General features: G+C 73.4%; 13 protein-coding genes. 10 read left to right on the top strand and 3 right to left on the bottom strand.

What is annotated here, in order from left to right; genetic code table 11:
* Positions 1 to 45: 45 nt before the first annotated feature.
* Positions 46 to 243, bottom strand: coding sequence for an AlpA family transcriptional regulator (locus ACIA8N_RS04500; RefSeq protein WP_030222057.1), 198 nt, complete (start codon positions 241 to 243; stop codon positions 46 to 48).
* Between the two features lie 262 nt (positions 244 to 505).
* Complete coding sequence (locus tag ACIA8N_RS04495; RefSeq protein WP_365778057.1) at positions 506 to 1450, bottom strand: sugar phosphate isomerase/epimerase; 945 nt, start codon at positions 1448 to 1450, stop codon at positions 506 to 508.
* A gap of 244 nt (positions 1451 to 1694) precedes the next feature.
* On the opposite strand from ACIA8N_RS04495, the gene iolC reads away from it, so the two are divergent.
* From iolC to ACIA8N_RS04465, 6 genes are all read left to right on the top strand, one after another.
* Positions 1695 to 2711, top strand: coding sequence for a 5-dehydro-2-deoxygluconokinase (gene iolC / locus ACIA8N_RS04490; protein WP_365778200.1), 1017 nt, complete (start codon positions 1695 to 1697; stop codon positions 2709 to 2711).
* Between the two features lie 9 nt (positions 2712 to 2720).
* Positions 2721 to 3611: a 5-deoxy-glucuronate isomerase gene (gene iolB, locus ACIA8N_RS04485; protein WP_365778059.1), complete on the top strand. Its 891-nt coding sequence runs from the start codon at positions 2721 to 2723 to the stop codon at positions 3609 to 3611.
* 30 nt (positions 3612 to 3641) lie between these two features.
* Complete coding sequence (gene iolD, locus ACIA8N_RS04480) at positions 3642 to 5510, top strand: 3D-(3,5/4)-trihydroxycyclohexane-1,2-dione acylhydrolase (decyclizing) (RefSeq protein WP_365778061.1); 1869 nt, start codon at positions 3642 to 3644, stop codon at positions 5508 to 5510.
* Between the two features lie 14 nt (positions 5511 to 5524).
* Positions 5525 to 7027 (top strand): CoA-acylating methylmalonate-semialdehyde dehydrogenase, encoded by a 1503-nt coding sequence (mmsA, locus tag ACIA8N_RS04475; protein ID WP_365778063.1) that lies wholly within the window; start codon positions 5525 to 5527, stop codon positions 7025 to 7027.
* Between the two features lie 189 nt (positions 7028 to 7216).
* Positions 7217 to 9922 (top strand): CocE/NonD family hydrolase, encoded by a 2706-nt coding sequence (locus ACIA8N_RS04470; protein ID WP_365778065.1) that lies wholly within the window; start codon positions 7217 to 7219, stop codon positions 9920 to 9922.
* A complete protein-coding gene (locus ACIA8N_RS04465; protein WP_365778067.1) occupies positions 9919 to 10794 on the top strand; it encodes an ABC transporter permease subunit in 876 nt (291 codons plus the stop codon). Before ACIA8N_RS04470 ends, ACIA8N_RS04465 begins: the two co-directional genes overlap by 4 nt.
* Before the next feature lie 9 nt (positions 10795 to 10803).
* On the opposite strand, the gene ACIA8N_RS04460 is transcribed toward ACIA8N_RS04465, so the two are convergent.
* Positions 10804 to 11520, bottom strand: a complete 717-nt coding sequence (locus ACIA8N_RS04460) for a DNA-binding response regulator (RefSeq protein WP_365778069.1) — start codon at positions 11518 to 11520, stop codon at positions 10804 to 10806.
* Between the two features lie 235 nt (positions 11521 to 11755).
* Between ACIA8N_RS04460 and ACIA8N_RS04455 the strand changes: the two genes are divergently transcribed.
* The 4 genes from ACIA8N_RS04455 (at position 11756) to ACIA8N_RS04440 (ending at position 17367) form a co-directional block, all read left to right on the top strand.
* Positions 11756 to 13414 carry a von Willebrand factor type A domain-containing protein gene (locus ACIA8N_RS04455; RefSeq protein ID WP_365778202.1) on the top strand — a complete coding sequence of 553 codons (1659 nt, stop codon included), beginning with the start codon at positions 11756 to 11758 and terminating at the stop codon, positions 13412 to 13414.
* Positions 13415 to 13447: 33 nt separating this feature from the next.
* Complete coding sequence (locus tag ACIA8N_RS04450) at positions 13448 to 13915, top strand: anthrone oxygenase family protein (RefSeq protein ID WP_365778071.1); 468 nt, start codon at positions 13448 to 13450, stop codon at positions 13913 to 13915.
* A 360-nt stretch (positions 13916 to 14275) separates the two neighbouring features.
* Positions 14276 to 15160, top strand: coding sequence for an AfsR/SARP family transcriptional regulator (locus ACIA8N_RS04445; RefSeq protein WP_365778073.1), 885 nt, complete (start codon positions 14276 to 14278; stop codon positions 15158 to 15160).
* Positions 15161 to 15342: 182 nt separating this feature from the next.
* Complete coding sequence (locus tag ACIA8N_RS04440) at positions 15343 to 17367, top strand: helix-turn-helix domain-containing protein (RefSeq protein WP_399415638.1); 2025 nt, start codon at positions 15343 to 15345, stop codon at positions 17365 to 17367.
* The last annotated feature ends 77 nt before the right edge of the window (positions 17368 to 17444 follow it).

Genomic DNA, 17444 nt, shown 5'->3' with positions numbered 1-17444 from the left:
GCGGTTGTCTCAGTCGCGTCAGTCGCGTCAGTCGCGTCAGTCGCGTCAGTCGCGGCGGCCCCGGTTGCCGGGGCGGCTGGCGACCCAGGCGCGGATCGTGTCCGGGTACCAGTAGGGCTTCCCCGATTCGACCTGGTCGGGCGGCGGCAGCAGTCCGTGCTTCCGGTAAGAGCGGACCGTGTCCGGCTGGACCCGGATGTGCGCGGCGATGTCCTTGTACGACCAGAGCCTTCTGTCCGTCATGCCTGGTACCTCCCTGCGCGCCACGCAGCGGCGGCGGGGGTGCCGTTCGGGGGCGCTGCGGGCGGGCGTTGGCGATCACTGAGCCATTGCCCCCTGCAACGACCCCTTCAGACCGCAGGAGAACGCCTGTCGTGCGCCTGTGACGGAAGACCCGCGTAACGGAGACACGTGTGACGCCGAAGGGACGTGCGTGACGAAAGCGGAGTATCGGAACAACGGTGTGTCTCCGTGCGTCCTCCCCGGTCAGAGGGGTATGCGCCGGTCACGCGCCGCAGGAGCGCAGAAAGCGCCGGGTGCGCAGCGCGATCGGGTACGGGACGTCCGGCTCGCACGGGTACATGTCCTGCTCGACGATCGCGAACAGGTCCGCGTCCAGGGCCGACGCGGCGGCGAGCACGGGCTCCAGGGCGGGCACCCCGGACGGCGGCTCGCACATCACGCCCCGCGCCACCGCGGGCCCGAACGGCACCCCCTCGGCCACCACCCCGGCCAGCACCTCCGGGTCGACCTGCTTGAGGTGGAGGTAGCCGATCCGCTCGCCGTACGTCTCGATCAGCTTGACGCTGTCCCCGCCCGCGTACGCGTAGTGCCCGGTGTCCAGGCAGAGCGAGACCGCCTCCGGGTCGGTGGCGTCGAGGAACCGCGTGACGCTCTCCTCGCCGTCCAGATGGGTGTCGGCGTGCGGGTGGACCACGATCCGCAGCCCGTACCGCTCGCGCACCTCCCGGCCGAGACGCTCGGTCAGCCGCGTCAGGTCCCGCCACTGTCCGGTGGTGAGGGTCCGCTCCTCCAGGACCTCGCCCGTGCGGTCGTCGCGCCAGAAGGACGGGATGACGACGAGATGGCCGGCGCCCACGGCCTGGGCGAGGGCCGCGTTCTCCGCGACGTGCGCCCAGGTCCGCTCCCAGACGCCGGGGCCGTGGTGGAGGCCGGTGAAGACCGTCCCCGCCGAGACCCGCAGGCCGCGCCGCTCGGTCTCGTCCCTGAGGACGGCCGGATCGGTCGGCAGATAGCCGTACGGCCCCAGCTCGATCCACTCGTAGCCCGCGCCGGACACCTCGTCGAGGAAGCGCTGCCACGGCACCTGCCGGGGATCGTCGGGGAACCAGACACCCCACGAGTCCGGGGCGGAGCCGATCCGGATCCGGGACGGGGGCGACGGGGGCGGGGGCGACGGGGACAACGACGGCTTCGGCGGCTTCGTCATGCCTGCCACCTTCGCCGGGCCCCGAGAGCACCGTCAAGCGGGCCGCTCCGGCCTCGTCCGGTCCCGCCCGTTCCGCTCCCGCCGATCAGCCCCGGCCCGTCCCGCCCCTTCCGGTCGTCCGAATGTCCGGACATGTCGTTGACACGCCTCCGTACGGCCGACTAGACCTGGGGTGACCGGCCGGGACGGGCAGACCGGACGCGAGAGGTGGCGCGTGGAGACCGAGCCGTACGACCTGATCACCATGGGGCGCCTCGGCGTGGACCTGTACCCGCTCCAGACCGGCGTCGGCCTCGACCGCGTCGAGACCTTCGGCAAGTTCCTCGGCGGCTCCGCGGCCAACGTGGCCGTCGCCGCCGCCCGCCTGGGCCGTCGCACCGCCCTCGTCTCCCGCACCGGCGCCGACCCCTTCGGCACCTATCTGCGCCGCGAGCTCAAGGGCTTCGGCGTGGACGAGCGGTGGGTGGGCGAGGTCGAGGAGTACCCGACTCCGGTCACCTTCTGCGCCCTCTTCCCGCCCGACGACTTCCCGCTCACCTTCTACCGCCGCCCCAAGGCGCCCGACCTGGAGATCCACCCGCACGAGCTCGATCTCGACGCGATCCGCGCCGCCCGCGTCTTCTGGGCGACCGGCACCGGCCTGAGCGCCGAGCCGAGCCGTACCGCGACCCTGGAGGCGCTGCGGGCCAGGTCCGGCCGGGAGGTGACGGTCCTCGACCTGGACTGGCGGCCGATGTTCTGGGCGGACCCCGCCGAGGCCCGCCCGTACTACCGCGAGGCCCTGCGGCACGCGACCGTCGCCGTCGGCAACCTCGACGAGTGCGAGGTGGGGACGGGGGAGCGCGATCCGTACGCCGCCGCCCGCGCCCTGCTGGCCGCCGGCGGGGGAGGACTCCGGCTCGCCGTCGTCAAGCAGGGCCCCAAGGGCGTCCTCGCGCTCGCCGCCGACGGGACCGGCGCCGAGGTGCCGCCGCTGCCGGTGGACGTCGTCAACGGCCTGGGCGCCGGCGACGCGTTCGGCGGGGCGCTCGTCCACGGACTGCTCGCCGGCCGGGACCTCGACACGATCCTGCGCCACGCCAACGCCGCCGGGGCGATCGTCGCGGGCCGTCTCGCCTGCTCGTCCGCCATGCCGTACGCGGAGGAGATCGCCGAGGCGCTCGCGACGGGCACGGGAACGATCCCCGAGCGCCCCCGAAAGATCCCTGAGGGCCCCGGAACGAACCCCGAGAGCACGGGAACGATCCGGGAGAGGGGGTAGGGATCCGCCATGAACGCCGACCCGCCCGCCTCTTCCCCCGACCCGCCCGCCTCTTCCCTCCACCCGCCCGCTCCCTCCCTCCACCCGCCCGCTCCCTCCCTCCACCTGTCCGCCGGGACCGCCACCCAGGGCCCGTACGCGCTCCACATCGATCCCGGCCGGGCCGGATGGGCGTACTCCGCCCTGCGGGTCCTCACCCTCGGACCGGGGGAGATCCACTCCTTCGGGAGCGGGGATTCCGAATGGGTCGTGCTTCCCCTCTCCGGTGCCTGTAGCGTGCGCGTCGACGGCGAGATCCTCGAACTCCTGGGCCGCGCGAGCGTGTTCGACGGAGTGACCGACTTCGCCTATGTACCGCGCGACGCCCACGCCCAGATCGCCTCCGGTGCGGGAGGCCGCTTCGCTTTGGCAGGAGCGAAGTGCGAGCGACGACTCCCCGCCCGCTACGGCCCCGCGCCGGAGGTTCCCGTCGAGACGCGCGGCAGCGGCAACCGCGCACGCCGGGTGCGGAACTTCGCCTCGGCCGACGCCTTCGACTGCGACCGGCTCATCGCCGTCGAGGTCGTCACGCCCGGCGGCAACTGGTCCTCCTACCCGCCGCACAAGCACGACGAGCACCGCCCGGGCGCCGAGTCCGTCCTCGAAGAGATCTACTACTACGAGATCGAGGGCCCGCGGGGCCTCGCCTACCAGCGGATCTCCCCCTCCCGGCCCGGCGGCACGGAGCTCCTCGCCGAGGTGCGCGACGGCGACGCCGTCCTCGTACCGGACGGATGGCACGGCCCCTCGATCGCCCAGCCGGGGCACGACCTCTACTACCTCAACGTGATGGCGGGCCCCGGCCCCGAGCGCGAGTGGAAGATCTGCTTCCACCCGGACCACACGGAGGGATACGCATGAACAGGGGATACCGATGAGCAGGGGATCAGCATGACCATCCGGCTGACCGTCGCCCAGGCGCTCGTGCGCTTCCTCGCCGCCCAGTACACGGAGCGCGACGGAGCCCGGCACCGGCTGATCGCCGCCACCTGGGGCATCTTCGGCCACGGGAACGTCGCCGGGATCGGCCAGGCGCTCCTCGAAGAACCCCGCATGCCCTTCCACCAGGGCCGTAACGAACAGGCCATGGTGCACGCCGCCGTCGGCTACGCACGCCAGCGCAACCGGCTCTCCGCGCACGCCGTCACCACCTCCATCGGCCCCGGCGCCACCAACCTCGTCACCGGTGCCGCCCTCGCCACCGTCAACCACCTGCCCGTCCTGCTCCTGCCCGGAGACACCTTCGCGGGACGCCCCGCCGACCCCGTGCTCCAGCAGCTCGAAGTCCCGTACGCCGGCGACGTCTCCGTCAACGACTGCCTGCGCCCCGTCTCGAAGTACTTCGACCGGATCGGGCGCCCCGAGGCCCTGATCCCGGCCGCGCTCGCCGCGGCGCGGGTCCTCGCCGACCCCGTGGAGACCGGCGCGGTGACCCTCGCCCTGCCCCAGGACGTCCAGGCGGAGGCTTACGACTGGCCGGAGGAGTTCTTCGCCGAGCGGACCTGGCGGGTCCGCCGCCCCTCCCCTGACGAACACGAACTGACCGCCGCCGTCGCGGCGATCGGCGGGGCCACCCGTCCGCTGATCGTCGTCGGCGGCGGGGTCCGGTACAGCGGGGCCGAGGAGGCGCTCCACGACTTCGCCACGCTCACCGGCATCCCCGTCGCCGCCACCCAGGCCGGCAAGGGAGTGCTCCCGCACGGCCACCCCCAGGACGTCGGCGGCATCGGCCACACCGGCACCGCCGTCGCCGACCACCTGGCGCGCACCGCCGACGTGGTCCTCGGCGTCGGCACCCGCTGGACCGACTTCACCACCGCCTCCGGCACCCTCTTCGGCCACCCCGGCCTGCGGTTCGTCAACCTCAACATCGCCGCATTCGACTCCCACAAGATGGCCGCGCTCCCGCTCGTCGCGGACGCCCGCGAAGGCCTGGAACAGCTCCACGCGCTCCTCGACCCGCACCACGTCACCGCGCACTATGTGCACGAGTACGCCGAGGAGAAGCTCCGCTGGCAGACCCGCGCCGACGCCGCGTACGCCGTCCCCGACGAGGACGCCCGCCCCACCCAGGCCCAGGTCCTCGGCGTACTCGACACTCTGGTCGACGCCAGCGACATCCTGGTCAACGCGGCCGGCTCGCTTCCCGGCGACCTCCACAAGCTGTGGCGGACCCGCGCACCGGACCAGTACCACGTCGAATACGGCTACTCCTGCATGGGCTACGAGATCCCGGCGGCCATCGGCGTCCTGCTCGCCGCACCCGACCGGCCCGTCTGGGCCCTCGTCGGCGACGGTACGTACCTGATGAACCCCACCGAAATCGTCACCGCCGTGCAGGAGCGCCTCCCCCTCAGGCTGATCGTCCTCCAGAACCACGGCTACGCCTCCATCGGCGGCCTCTCGGAGGCGGTCGGCTCCGAGCGGTACGGCACCGACTACCGGCACCGCGACGCGGACGGCGGCTTCACCGGCCCGCCCCTCCCCGTCGACCTCGGCGCCAACGCCGCCTCCCTCGGGATGCGGGTGCTGCGTCCCCGCACCATCCGTGACCTGCGGGAAGCCCTCGCCGACGCGCGGGCCGCGACGGTTCCCACATGTGTCTACGTCGAGACCGAAACGCCAGACACTGTGTCGGGCCCGCCCCCGGCGCAGGCGTGGTGGGATGTGCCCGTGGCCGAGACCTCGACCCGCCCGTCGGCGGTCAAGGCCCGGGAGGAGTACGACCGGCACGTCACCGCCCGACGCCGCCATCTCTGAAGGAGTAACTCGTCATGACGAAGACCGTCCACCACTGGATCGGTGGCAAGACCGTCGAGGGCACGTCGGGCAACTGGGGCCCGGTCACGGACCCGGCCACCGGCGCCGTCACCACCCAGGTCGCGCTCGCCTCCGTCGAGGAGGTGGACGCCGCCGTCGCCGCCGCGAAGGACGCCTTCGCGACGTGGGGCACCTCGTCCCTCGCCCAGCGCACCACGATCCTCTTCAAGTTCCGCGCGCTGCTCGACGCCAACCGCGACGCCATCGCCGAGCTGATCGTCGCCGAGCACGGCAAGGTCCACTCGGACGCCCTCGGCGAGGTCGCCCGCGGCCTGGAGATCGTCGACCTGGCCTGCGGCATCACCACCCAGCTCAAGGGCGAGCTGTCCACCCAGGTGTCGAACCGGGTGGACGTGGCCTCGATCCGCCAGCCGGTCGGCGTCGTCGCCGGCATCACGCCCTTCAACTTCCCGGCCATGGTGCCGATGTGGATGTTCCCGATCGCCATCGCGACCGGCAACACCTTCATCCTCAAGCCCAGCGAGAAGGACCCCTCGCCGGCCCTGAAGATCGCCGAGCTGCTCGCCGAGGCGGGCCTCCCGGACGGCGTGTTCAACGTCCTGAACGGCGACAAGGTCTCCGTGGACCGGCTCCTGGAGCACCCGGACGTCTCCGCGATCTCCTTCGTGGGCTCGACGCCGATCGCCCGCCACATCCACACCACCGCCTCCGCCAACGGCAAGCGCGTCCAGGCGCTCGGCGGCGCGAAGAACCACATGCTGGTCCTCCCGGACGCCGACCTCGACGCGGCGGCCGACGCGGCCGTCTCGGCGGCGTACGGCTCCGCCGGCGAGCGCTGCATGGCCATCTCGGCGGTCGTGGCCGTCGGCGCCGTCGGCGACGAGCTGGTCCAGAAGATCCGCGAGCGCGCCGAGAAGATCAAGATCGGCCCCGGCACCGACCCCACCTCCGAGATGGGCCCGCTCATCACGGCCGTCCACCGCGACAAGGTCGCCTCCTACGTCCACGGCGCGGCGGACGAGGGCTGCGAGGTCGTCCTCGACGGCACGGGCTACACGGTCGAGGGCCACGAGGACGGCCACTGGATCGGCCTCTCCCTCCTGGACCACGTGCCGACCACGGCCAAGGCCTACCAGGACGAGATCTTCGGCCCGGTGCTCTGCGTGCTGCGCGCCGAGACGTACGAGGAGGGCCTCGCCCTCATCAACGGCTCGCGCTTCGGCAACGGCACCGCGATCTTCACCCGCGACGGCGGCGCGGCCCGCCGCTTCCAGATGGAGGTCGAGGCCGGCATGGTCGGCGTGAACGTGCCGATCCCGGTGCCGGTCGGCTACCACTCCTTCGGTGGCTGGAAGGACTCGCTCTTCGGCGACCACCACATCTACGGCACCGACGGCGTGCACTTCTACACCCGCGGCAAGGTCGTCACCACCCGCTGGCCGGACCCGTCCGAGGCCCCGGCGGGCGTGGACCTGGGCTTCCCGCGCAACCACTGACGGCACTGAGGTGAGGAAGGCCCCCAGGCCCGCTTCGGCGGATGCCCGGGGGCCTTTCCGCGGCACCGGGAGTACCGGCCGAATACCGCGCCCGTGGTACGGGGCCGCGCCACGTACGACCTCAGGAGGGCGGGCGCCTCCGTCCCCGGGCAGCAGAGGTCCACAGCGAGCCCGCATAGGCTCGACAGCATGCGACTCCGACTTCCCCGGTGGGCCGCGGTCACCGCCGTCCTCGCCGTTCTCGCGGGTGCCGGCACTGTGACCGCCGTCGCCTCGGACGATCCGCCGCCCGTGCACCGCGCGGACCGGATGCTCGACCTCGACGGCGTGAAACTCGACACCTCGTACTTCACCGGGGACGGTGACGGGCGCAGGCCCGCCGTCCTCCTCGGCCACGGCTTCGGCGGCTCGAAGGACGACGTCCGGGCCCAGGCCGAACAGCTCGCCCGCGACGGCTACGCCGTCCTCACCTGGTCCGCCCGCGGCTTCGGCGCCTCCACCGGGCAGATCGGCCTCAACGACCCCGACCACGAGGTCAGGGACGCCAGGAAGCTGATCGACTGGCTCGCCGCCCGGCCCGAGGTCCTCCTCGACAAGGCGGGCGACCCGCGCGTCGGCGTCACCGGCGCCTCCTACGGCGGCGCGATCTCCCTGCTCGCCGCCGGGAACGACCCGCGCGTCGACGCCATCGCCCCGCAGATCACCTACTGGAACCTCGCCGACGCGCTGTTCCCCGAGGGCGTCTTCAAGAAGCTGTGGGCCGGCATCTTCTTCTCCGCCGGAACGACGGCCCAGCCGGGCGCGCAACCAGGCGCACAGCCGGGCGCCCAGCAGGGCGCACAGCCCCGTGCCGCCGCGGGCAAGGCCGCCGCCGACGCCTGCGGGCGCTTCACCCCCGAACTGTGCGCGCTCTACCAGCGGGTCGCCGTCTCCGGGAAGCCCGACGCCGCCGCCCGCGCCCTCCTCGAAGCCCGCAGCCCCTCCGCCGTCGGCGCCAGGATCAAGGTGCCCGCCCTGCTCGTCCAGGGCCAGTCCGACTCCCTCTTCACCCTGGCCCAGTCCGACGCCATGGCCAAGGCCCTCACCGCCAACGGAGCCCCCGTCGCCGTCGACTGGATCTCCGGCGGCCACGACGGCGGCGACCGCGAGACCGAGCGCGTCGAGCGGCGTATCAGCGGCTGGTTCGACCGCTGGCTGAAGCGCGACACCTCCGTCGACACCGGCCCCGCATTCCGCGTCAGCCGCACCGGCGGCGTCGACTCCACCGACGGCCAGGCCACCCTGCGCGCCGCGACCGCCGACCGCTACCCGGGGCTCACCGCCGGCACCACGGCCGTCCCCCTCACCGGACCGGCGCAGACCTTCGCCAACCCCGCGGGCGCCGCACCGCCCGCCGTCTCAGCCGTCCCCGGCCTCGGCGGCGGCGTCGCCGGACTCTCCTCGCTCGGCGTCGGCATCTCCCTCGACTTCCCCGGCCAGCACGCCAGGTTCGACGCGAAGCCGCAGACCGAGCCGCTCCGGATCACCGGCACCCCGACCGTCCGCGTCAAGGTCACCTCCACCGCCGCCGACGGCTCCGCCGTCCTCTTCGCCAAGGTGTACGACGTCGGGCCCGACGGCCGGCAGCAGGTCCTGCCCGCCCAGCTCGTCACCTCCGTCCGCGTCGACGCAGCCAAGGCCGGGAAGGGCCTCACGCTCACGCTGCCGGCGATCGACCACGAGGTGGAGGCCGGGCACCGGCTCCGGCTCGTCGTCGCCGCCACCGACCTCGGCTACGCCTCCCCGGCCGCCCCCGCCGCCTACACCGTCGGCGTAGAGAGCCCGCTCACCGTCCCCACCGCGCCCGGCCTCGACACCCAGGCCGCCACGCTGCCCTGGTGGGTCTGGGGCCTGCCGCTCCTCGGCCTCGCCGTCGCCGCCGCGCTGCTGCTCACCGCCCGCCGCCGTACCACCGCCCCCGCGCCCGACCCCGAACTGGCCGCCGTACCGCTCCAGATCGCCGGACTCTCCAAGAAGTACAAGGGCGGCGACCGGTACAGCGTCCGGGACCTCTCCTTCCGCGTCGAACAGGGACAGGTCCTCGGCCTCCTCGGGCCGAACGGCGCGGGCAAGACCACCACCCTGCGCATGCTGATGGGCCTGATCACCCCCGACGAGGGCGAGATCCGGGTCTTCGGCCAGGCCATCAGGCCCGGCGCCCCGGTCCTCTCCCGGGTCGGCGCCTTCGTCGAGGGCGCCGGCTTCCTGCCGCACCTGTCAGGACGGGAGAACCTGGACCTGTACTGGAAGGCCACCGGCCGCCCCGCCGAGGACGCCCATGTCGACGAGGCCCTGCGGATCGCGAACCTGGGCGGCGCCCTGGAACGCGCGGTCCGGACCTACTCGCAGGGCATGCGGCAGCGCCTCGCCCTCGCCCAGGCCATGCTCGGCCTGCCGGACCTCCTCATCCTGGACGAGCCCACCAACGGACTCGACCCGCCGCAGATCCGCGAGATGCGCGAGGTGATGATCCGGTACGCGGCCGGGGGCCGTACCGTCATCGTCTCCAGCCACCTCCTCGCGGAGGTCGAACAGTCCTGCACCCACCTCGTCGTCATGGACCGGGGACAGCTCGTGCAGGCGGGGCCGGTCGCCGAGATCACCGGCTCCGGCGACACCCTGCTCGTGAGCCTGGCCCGGGAGATCGACGACGCGCTCGTCGAGAAGACGGCCGCCCTGCCCGGCGTCGCCGCGGCCACCCGCGCCGACGGCGGACTCCTGGTCAGGCTCGACGGCACCGACGCGACCGCCCTCATCGGCGAACTCGTCCGCCTGGACGTGCCGCTGACCGGGGTCGGACCGCACCGGCGCCTCGAAGACGCGTTCCTGACCCTGATCGGAGGCGGAGCCGCATGAGCACCCCCACCACCACCCGCACGGGCACGACGGAGTCCGCCCCCGGCTACCGCCCCGGACGCACCCTGCCGCTGCGCGTCGAGGCCCTGCGCCAGTGGAAGCGGCGCCGCACCCTGGTGATGGGCGGCATCCTGGTCGCCCTGCCGTTCATCCTGGTGATCGCCTTCGCGATCGGCGGTGAGGACGGCGACCGCAACGGCCGCATCACCCTGATGGACACGGCGACCGCCTCGGGCGCCAACTTCGCGGCGACCTGCCTCTTCGTCTCGGCCGGTTTCCTCCTCGTCATCCCGGTGGCCCTGTTCTGCGGGGACACCGTCGCCTCGGAGGCGAGCTGGTCCTCGCTGCGCTACCTCCTGGCCGCGCCCGTACCCCGGTCACGGCTGCTCGCCTCCAAGCTGGCCGTCGCCCTCGGCTACAGCGCCGCCGCGATGGTCCTTCTTCCGCTCGTGGCTCTGGCCGTGGGCACGGTCGCCTACGGCTGGGGGCCGCTCCAGCTGCCGACGGGCGGCTCGGTGCCCGCGGGGGACGCGCTGTTCCGCATCGCCGTCGCCGTCGCGTTCGTCTTCGCCTCCCAACTGGTCACGGCCGGCCTCGCCTTCTGGCTGTCCACCCGCACCGACGCCCCGCTCGGCGCGGTGGGCGGCGCCGTCGGCCTGACCATCGTCGGCAACGTCCTGGACGCCGTCACGGCGCTCGGAGACTGGCGCGAGTACCTGCCCGCGCACTGGCAGTTCGCCTGGATCGACGCGCTGCAGCCGCAGCTGGAGTGGGGCGGCATGGTGAAGGGAACCGCGATCTCCCTGACGTACGCGGTGGTCCTCTTCGCGCTCGCCTTCCGGGGCTTCGCCCGCAAGGACATCGTGTCCTGAGGCCAGAGGTCACACCCACCCCCTTCGAGCCGCTTCCGCGCCCGCGCGGAAGCGGCTCGTCGTGCCGAGGGCGGCCATCAGCTCGCCCACCCGGCGGCTGTACGTCCGCGCGGACATGCCGAGCCGGGCCGCCGCCGTCTCGTCCGTGAGCCCCGACAGGAGGGCGTCGAGCACCGGGCGCAGCTGCGGCGGCAGATCGCTCCGAGGGGGAGGCGGCGGTATGTACGTCAGCTCCTCGGCCGCGGCCCAGCAGGCGTGATGGGCGCGGACGAGGGCCTGCACCACCACCGGGTCGCGGATCAGCAGCAGGCCGTTGTAGAGCAGTTCCAGGTCGAGCGGGACCGCGGCCACCGCGCGGTCGACGAGGATCATCTTGAAGGGGATGGCCTCCGCGAGCCGGGCCCGGCCGGGCATCGCGAGCCCGCCTTCGAGCCGGGGCAGGGCGTGCCGCGGCACGATCCTCCTGACCTCGCCGGCCCGCTCGGCCGCCGCCCGCATGCACGCTCCCGCCAGTTCGAGGAACGGCCCCGGGATCGCGCAGCCCGCGGAGGCGACCGGATCGTCGAAGGTCAGCAGCTCGTACCGGGTGGAGGCGGCCAGCCCGGCGAGCGCCGCGCTGATGCGCCGCGCACCCCGGACCGGGCGCCCCGCGGGCCGCTGTCCCTCGGTCGCGGCCCGGTTCATCGCCGAACGGGCGAGCATCACGGAGCCCGCGCTCTCTGCCACCGCTGACCACCCCCGCCCGATCGATGTCCACTCCATGTACGCATGCGACTGCACACGGTGACAAGCCCTGTTGAGAAGGTTGGCGAATCCCTGCCATTGGTCGCCACCCCCTCGCCGTTGCAGCATCGAGATCCATCCGCAACCCCTTCGACGGGTCCCAACGGCCCTCTCGTTCGTCACATTCACAAGTGCCGGATCAAGAGGGGGAGATGACATGGGACGACCCATCGACAGGATGGACAGGACGGGCGGGGCGGACAGGACGGACAGGGGGGACGGTGCGGGCCGACGCAGACGGGGCCGGTTCACGGCCACGATCGCGGGCCTGCTCGCCGCGGGACTCGCCGTCGCGGGCTGCGGGGCGGGCGAGGAGAGGAGCACCTCCGACCGGTCGGACCTGTCGGGCCGGGAGTCCGGCGGGACCGCCCCGGCGGTCCCCGACGGCGGCGGAACCGCCCGCCCCGACGGCGGGAACGAGGAAGGGAAGGACGGCGAGCAGCGCTCACCGGCCCCGGCCCCCGACTACCTGTCCACCTTCGCCCTGGACGTGGACACCGCCTCGTACGGCTACGCCCGCCGCACCCTCGCCGAGGGGCGGCTGCCCGCTCCGGCGACCGTGCGCCCGGAGGAGTTCGTCAACAGCTTCCGCCCGGACTACCCGCGCCCGGCGGACAACGGCTTCAGCGTGACCCTCGACGGGGCCCGCACGGGGCAGGACGGCTGGTCCCTCGTCCGCGTGGGGCTCGCCACCCGGGGCGCGGACCGGGGCGCCGAGCGCCCGCCCGCCGCCCTCACCTTCGTCGTCGACGTCTCGGGGTCGATGGCCGAGCCGGGGCGGCTCGACCTCGTCAAGGAGTCCCTCGGCCTGCTCGCCGACCAGCTCCGCGACGACGACTCGATCGCGCTCGTCACCTTCAGCGACGAGGCCGAGACCCGGCTGCCGATGACCCGCGTGGGGGAGGACCGCGGCCGGATCCGCGAGGTCGTGGGCTCCCTCGCGACGAGCGCCTCCACCAATGTCGAGGCGGGTGTCCGCACCGGTTACGACGTCGCCGTCGAAGGCCACCGCAAGGGCGCCACCAACCGGGTCGTCCTGCTCTCCGACGCGCTCGCCAACACCGGCGCCACCGAGGCCGGGACGATCCTGGAGCGCATCGAGGAGGAGCGCCGGCGGTACGGGATCACCCTGTTCGGCGTCGGCGTCGGCAGCGAGTACGGCGACGAGTTCATGGAACAGCTCGCCGACAAGGGCGACGGCCAGACGACGTACGTCTCCAACTCGGCGCAGGCCCGCAAGGTCTTCGTCGACCAGCTGCCCTCCCACGTGGAGCTGCGGGCCCGCGACGCCAAGGCGCAGGTCGCCTTCGACCGGCGGACCGTGGAGAAGTTCCGGCTGATCGGCTACGAGAACCGGGAGGTCGCCGACGAGGACTTCCGCGACGACCGGGTCGACGGCGGCGAGGTCGGGGCCGGGCACACCGTCACCGCGCTGTACGCGGTCAGGACCAGGCCGGGGGCGACGGGGCCGGTCGCCACCGCCACCGTCCGCTGGCTCGACCCGGCCACGCGGGCGCCGCGCGAGCGGTCCGGCAGCGTCGCTACGGGCGGGCTTACCGGGGACATCTGGGGCGGCGGTCACGACAGCCTGCAACTGACGGCGATCGCGGCCTACTTCGCGGACGCCCTGCGCGGCGGCGGACTGCCGGGCGCCCCGGGGCTGAGGGCGCTTGCGGAGCGCGCCGAGGCGATCTCCGGCCGGTCGGGTTCGGCGGTGGTGCGGGAGCTGGCCGAGGCGGTACGGCAGGCCGAGGGACTGATGGGTCCCGGCGACGGCGCTCCGAGTGAAGGTCCCTCGCGCGAGGGTGAGTTGAGATCAGGGGACCCGTACAGCTGACGCGCGTGGCGGGCAGCGGGTCACAATGACCGCATGGCCTCCCTGCTGCTCGCCCTCGCCGTCGGATGCACCGGTCTGTACGCCGGATTCATGCTGATCTTCCAGACCGGGATCATGCCCGCGCTCGCCCGCCTCACGGACGCCGAGTTCGTCACGGCGATGCGCCGGATCAACGAGTACGTGCCGAAGGGCGTGTTCCTGACCGTCTTCCTCGGCGTCGTCGCCCTGCCCGCCGCCGCCTTCTTCGTCCCGGTCGACGGGCGCACGGACACCCAGAAGTGGCTGGTCCTGGCGGGGCTGGTGTGCGCGGTCCTCAACCACCTGGTCACCATCGGCGGCAACGTCCCGCTCAACAACGCGCTGGCCGCGTCGGAGGCCCCGGGCGACGACCCGGCGTCGGTCCGGGCCGCCTTCGAGAAGCGCTGGAACGGTTTCCACCGTGTCCGTACGGCTCTCATCATCGTCGCGTTCGGGCTGCTGACGGCCGCCGCCGTGCTCTAGAGCCGCTTCTTGAGCCTCTTGAGCCTCTTGAGTCGCCGGCAGAGCCCCTTTAGCCGGACCGGAACCATACCGAGCGCCCGGATTCTGGCGTGAACTCGCGCGTGTCGGCCCCTCCGGCATCCGCAAGGACCCTGCGAAAGCGTACCCCCGAGTCCGGAAACAGCCTTCCGAGGGGTGCAGGTCTGCGCCAGTGACGAAAACCTGACGCACCAATACTCCCGCAAAGGGGGTGAATCACCCCGATATCCCAGACCCGGATTCCGTACCCTCCGGTTTCTTATTGACATGCCTACGGGGGTCTTTTCTAATCAACAAGAGTCATCCCGCGCGCAGACACCGCACAGGCACTGAGGGGGCAAGGTGGACGTCCGGATCCTGGGGGGACTGTCGGTACGTGAGAACGGGGTCTCGATCACCCCGACCGCGGCCGCACCCCGGCAACTCCTCGCCCTGCTCACGGCCAGCGCCGACCAGGTCGTCCCCGTGACCGTGCTGACCGAGGAACTCTGGCCGTCCGGCGCGCCCCGCGGCGCCCGCGCCGAACTCCAGGCCCACATAGCCGAGCTGCGCGCCCTCATCACGGCGGCCCTGCTGCGCGGCACCGAACCTGCGGAATCCGACTCCGACTGGTCCGACCGGCGCACCGCCGACGCCATCCTCGTCTCCCAGCCCGGCGGCTACCGCCTCGACACCGGCGGCGGCGCCCACGACGTCTGGCAGTTCGAGCGCGCGGCAGGCGCCGGCTACCGCGCGATGGAGGCCGGCGACCTCCCGCGCGCCGCGCTCCGCCTCGGTGAGGCGCTCGCCCTGTGGCGCGGCGAACCCTATGCGGGCGTCGCCGCCGGCCCCCGCCTCCGCCGGGAGATCGAACGCCTCGAAACCTCCCGGCTGAGCGTCCTCGACCAGTGGGTGGAAGCACAGCTGGGCCTCGGCCGGCACGCCGACCTCGTCTCCGAACTCTCCGGGCTCGTCGCCCGCTACCGCACCAACGAGCCCCTCCACGCCCACTACATGGTGGCCCTGCTGCGCTGCGGACAGTACGACGAGGCCCTGACCGTGTTCGAGCGGCTGCGCGTGGCCCTCAAGGGGGAGAGCGGCATGGAGCCCTCGGCCCGCCTCCACCGTCTCCAGCGCTCGGTCCTCACGGTGCGGAACACCGTCGCCCGCCCCGTGTACGCGCCCCGCGTCCCCTCCCAGTACGACCCGGCACGGTCCCGGCTCGTCCCGGCGGGCTCCGTCGGCTGACCGCCGGGACGGCCCGGGCGGGCCGCGACCGGCTCCGCCGGACGGGGCTCACGGCCCCGCCACCGGGAATGAAGTGCGGCAACTCACCGTTGACCGACTCCCGAAGCCGAATTAGTTTCGGCGAGCAGTACGGGTTTCCGCCCAGGTGCCCGATTTTCGCTCGACCACGGGGGGACGGGACCATGACCTTGCACGGCGCCGACGGAGCCGGTGGTGCCGACGCGCTGCTCACGGTCCTCGAACTGCTCGCCCAGCAGGCCCCGCCCGCCCGCTTCGACGCGTTCCTCGACGAGGCCCGCCTCTCCGGACTCGCCGGCGAGGAACTCCACCGCCTCGAACGGGCCGTCGCACTCGCCGGCGAGGCCCGCGCCGCAGCCGCGCACGACACGCGCCGCGAAGCCGGACTCGCCACCCTCACCGACACCGCGCGCGACCTGACCTCCTCCTACGACCTCGACAGCCTGCTGCGCGTCATCACCCGCCGGGCCCGCCGGCTCCTCGGCCTCGACCTCGCGTACGTGACCCTGCGCGGCCCGCACGGAGCCTGCTACGTCCACACGACCGAGGGCTCCCGCACCGGCCGCACCGAAGGGCCGCGGCTCGCCCCCGGGCTCAGGATCGCCGAGGGGTACGGGCTCGGCGGCGCCGTACAGCTCCACGGCGAGGCCGTCTGGACCGCCGACTACCTCGCCGACGAGCGCTTCGCCCCCTCCGGCTCCCTCGACGCCGGAGTCCACGCCCCGGCCTTCGACGAAGCCGCCGAAGCGGCCCTGCGCGCCGAGGACCTGCACGCCATGATGGCCGCGCCGCGGCGCAGCGGCGACACAGTGATCGGCGTCCTGCACGGCGCCGACCGCCGCGTCCGCGACCACACCGCCGAGGAGATCGGGCTGCTCTCCGCGCTCGCCGACCTCGCCGCACTCGCGGTCGAGAAGGCCGGACTCCTCGACCGCACCCGGGCCGAGGTCTCCGAACTGGAACGGGACAGCTCCCGGGTCCGCACCAGCCTCACCCGCATGCGGCACGTCAGCGAGGCCCACGGCCGCATCATGAACCTCGTCCTCGCGGGCGGCGACCTGTGCCACGTGGCCAAGGCCGCCGCCGACGCCCTCGACGCCAGCGTGATGATCCGCGACCCCGGCGGACGCTGCCTCGCCACCGCCGGCGACATCCCCGGTCTCGACGAGGAGGCCGTCGCCAAGGCCTCGCTCGACGCGCACGCCCGCCGCCGCCCGGTCCTCGCCGCCGACGACACCTGGGTCGCCCCCGTCATCGCCGGCTCCGAGGACCTCGGCGGCCTGATCATCCGCGCGGCCGGCGGCCTCACCGGCGAGGACGAGCGGCTCCTCGAACTCGCCGCCCAGTCCTTCGCCTTCCTCCTCCTCATGCGCCGCTCCACGGCCGTCGCCGAAGGACCCGTCCGCGACGAGCTCCTCGACGACCTCATCGCCGACCCGCCGCACGCGCCGCAGCAGATCGCCCAGCGGGCCCGCCGCCTCGGCGTCGACCTGCGCAAACCGCACGTCCTCGTGCTCGCGCGGCCCGAGGGCGGCGAACAGGGCAGGGCCGTCGTCTGGGCGTCCTCGTACGCGTACCGCCTCTCCGGTCTGAAGACCGTGCAGGGCGGCTGCATCGTGCTGCTGCTCCCTGGGATCGACGCCTCGGCCGCCGCCAAGGCCGTCGCCGCCGAACTGTCCCCGCTGCTCGGGCACCCCGTCTCGGTCGCCGCCGCCGGACCCGGCTGGAGCCCGGACGGCGTCGTGCGGATGTACCAGGAGGCCGGGCGCTGCCTGGACGCGATGAGCGCGCTCGGCGGCACCGGCTCGGCGGCCTCCGTGCAGGACCTGGGCTTCCTCGGGCTGCTGCTGTCCGACGACAACGACGTCGACGGTTTCGTCGAGGCGGCGATCGGGCCCGTACTCGACTACGACGCCGAGCGGTTCACCGACCTCACGCACACCCTGGAGGCGTACTTCGCCTCCGGCGGCAGCCCGACCAACGCGGCCGAGGCGCTGCACGTCCACCCCAACACGGTCTCCCGCCGCCTCGAACGGATCGGTGAACTCCTCGGACCGGAGTGGCAGAAGCCGGGCCAGGTCCTGGAGGTCCAGCTGGCCCTGCGCCTCCAGCGCACCCGCGAGGTCCTGTCCCGCGGCCGCGCCGCCACCGGCCCCGACCCGTCACCGGGCCCGGCCGGAGCGCGCTGACCGACCGGAGTGCGCCGACCGATGGGAGCTGATCGACCGGAGCCGACCGACGGGAGCGCGCCGACCGGCGGGACCTC

This window comes from Streptomyces sp. NPDC051822, from assembly GCF_044452745.1.
In the GTDB taxonomy this organism is placed as follows: domain Bacteria; phylum Actinomycetota; class Actinomycetes; order Streptomycetales; family Streptomycetaceae; genus Streptomyces.
Note: the sequence above shows the minus strand (reverse complement) of the source record. Positions and strands in the feature narration are given on the sequence as shown.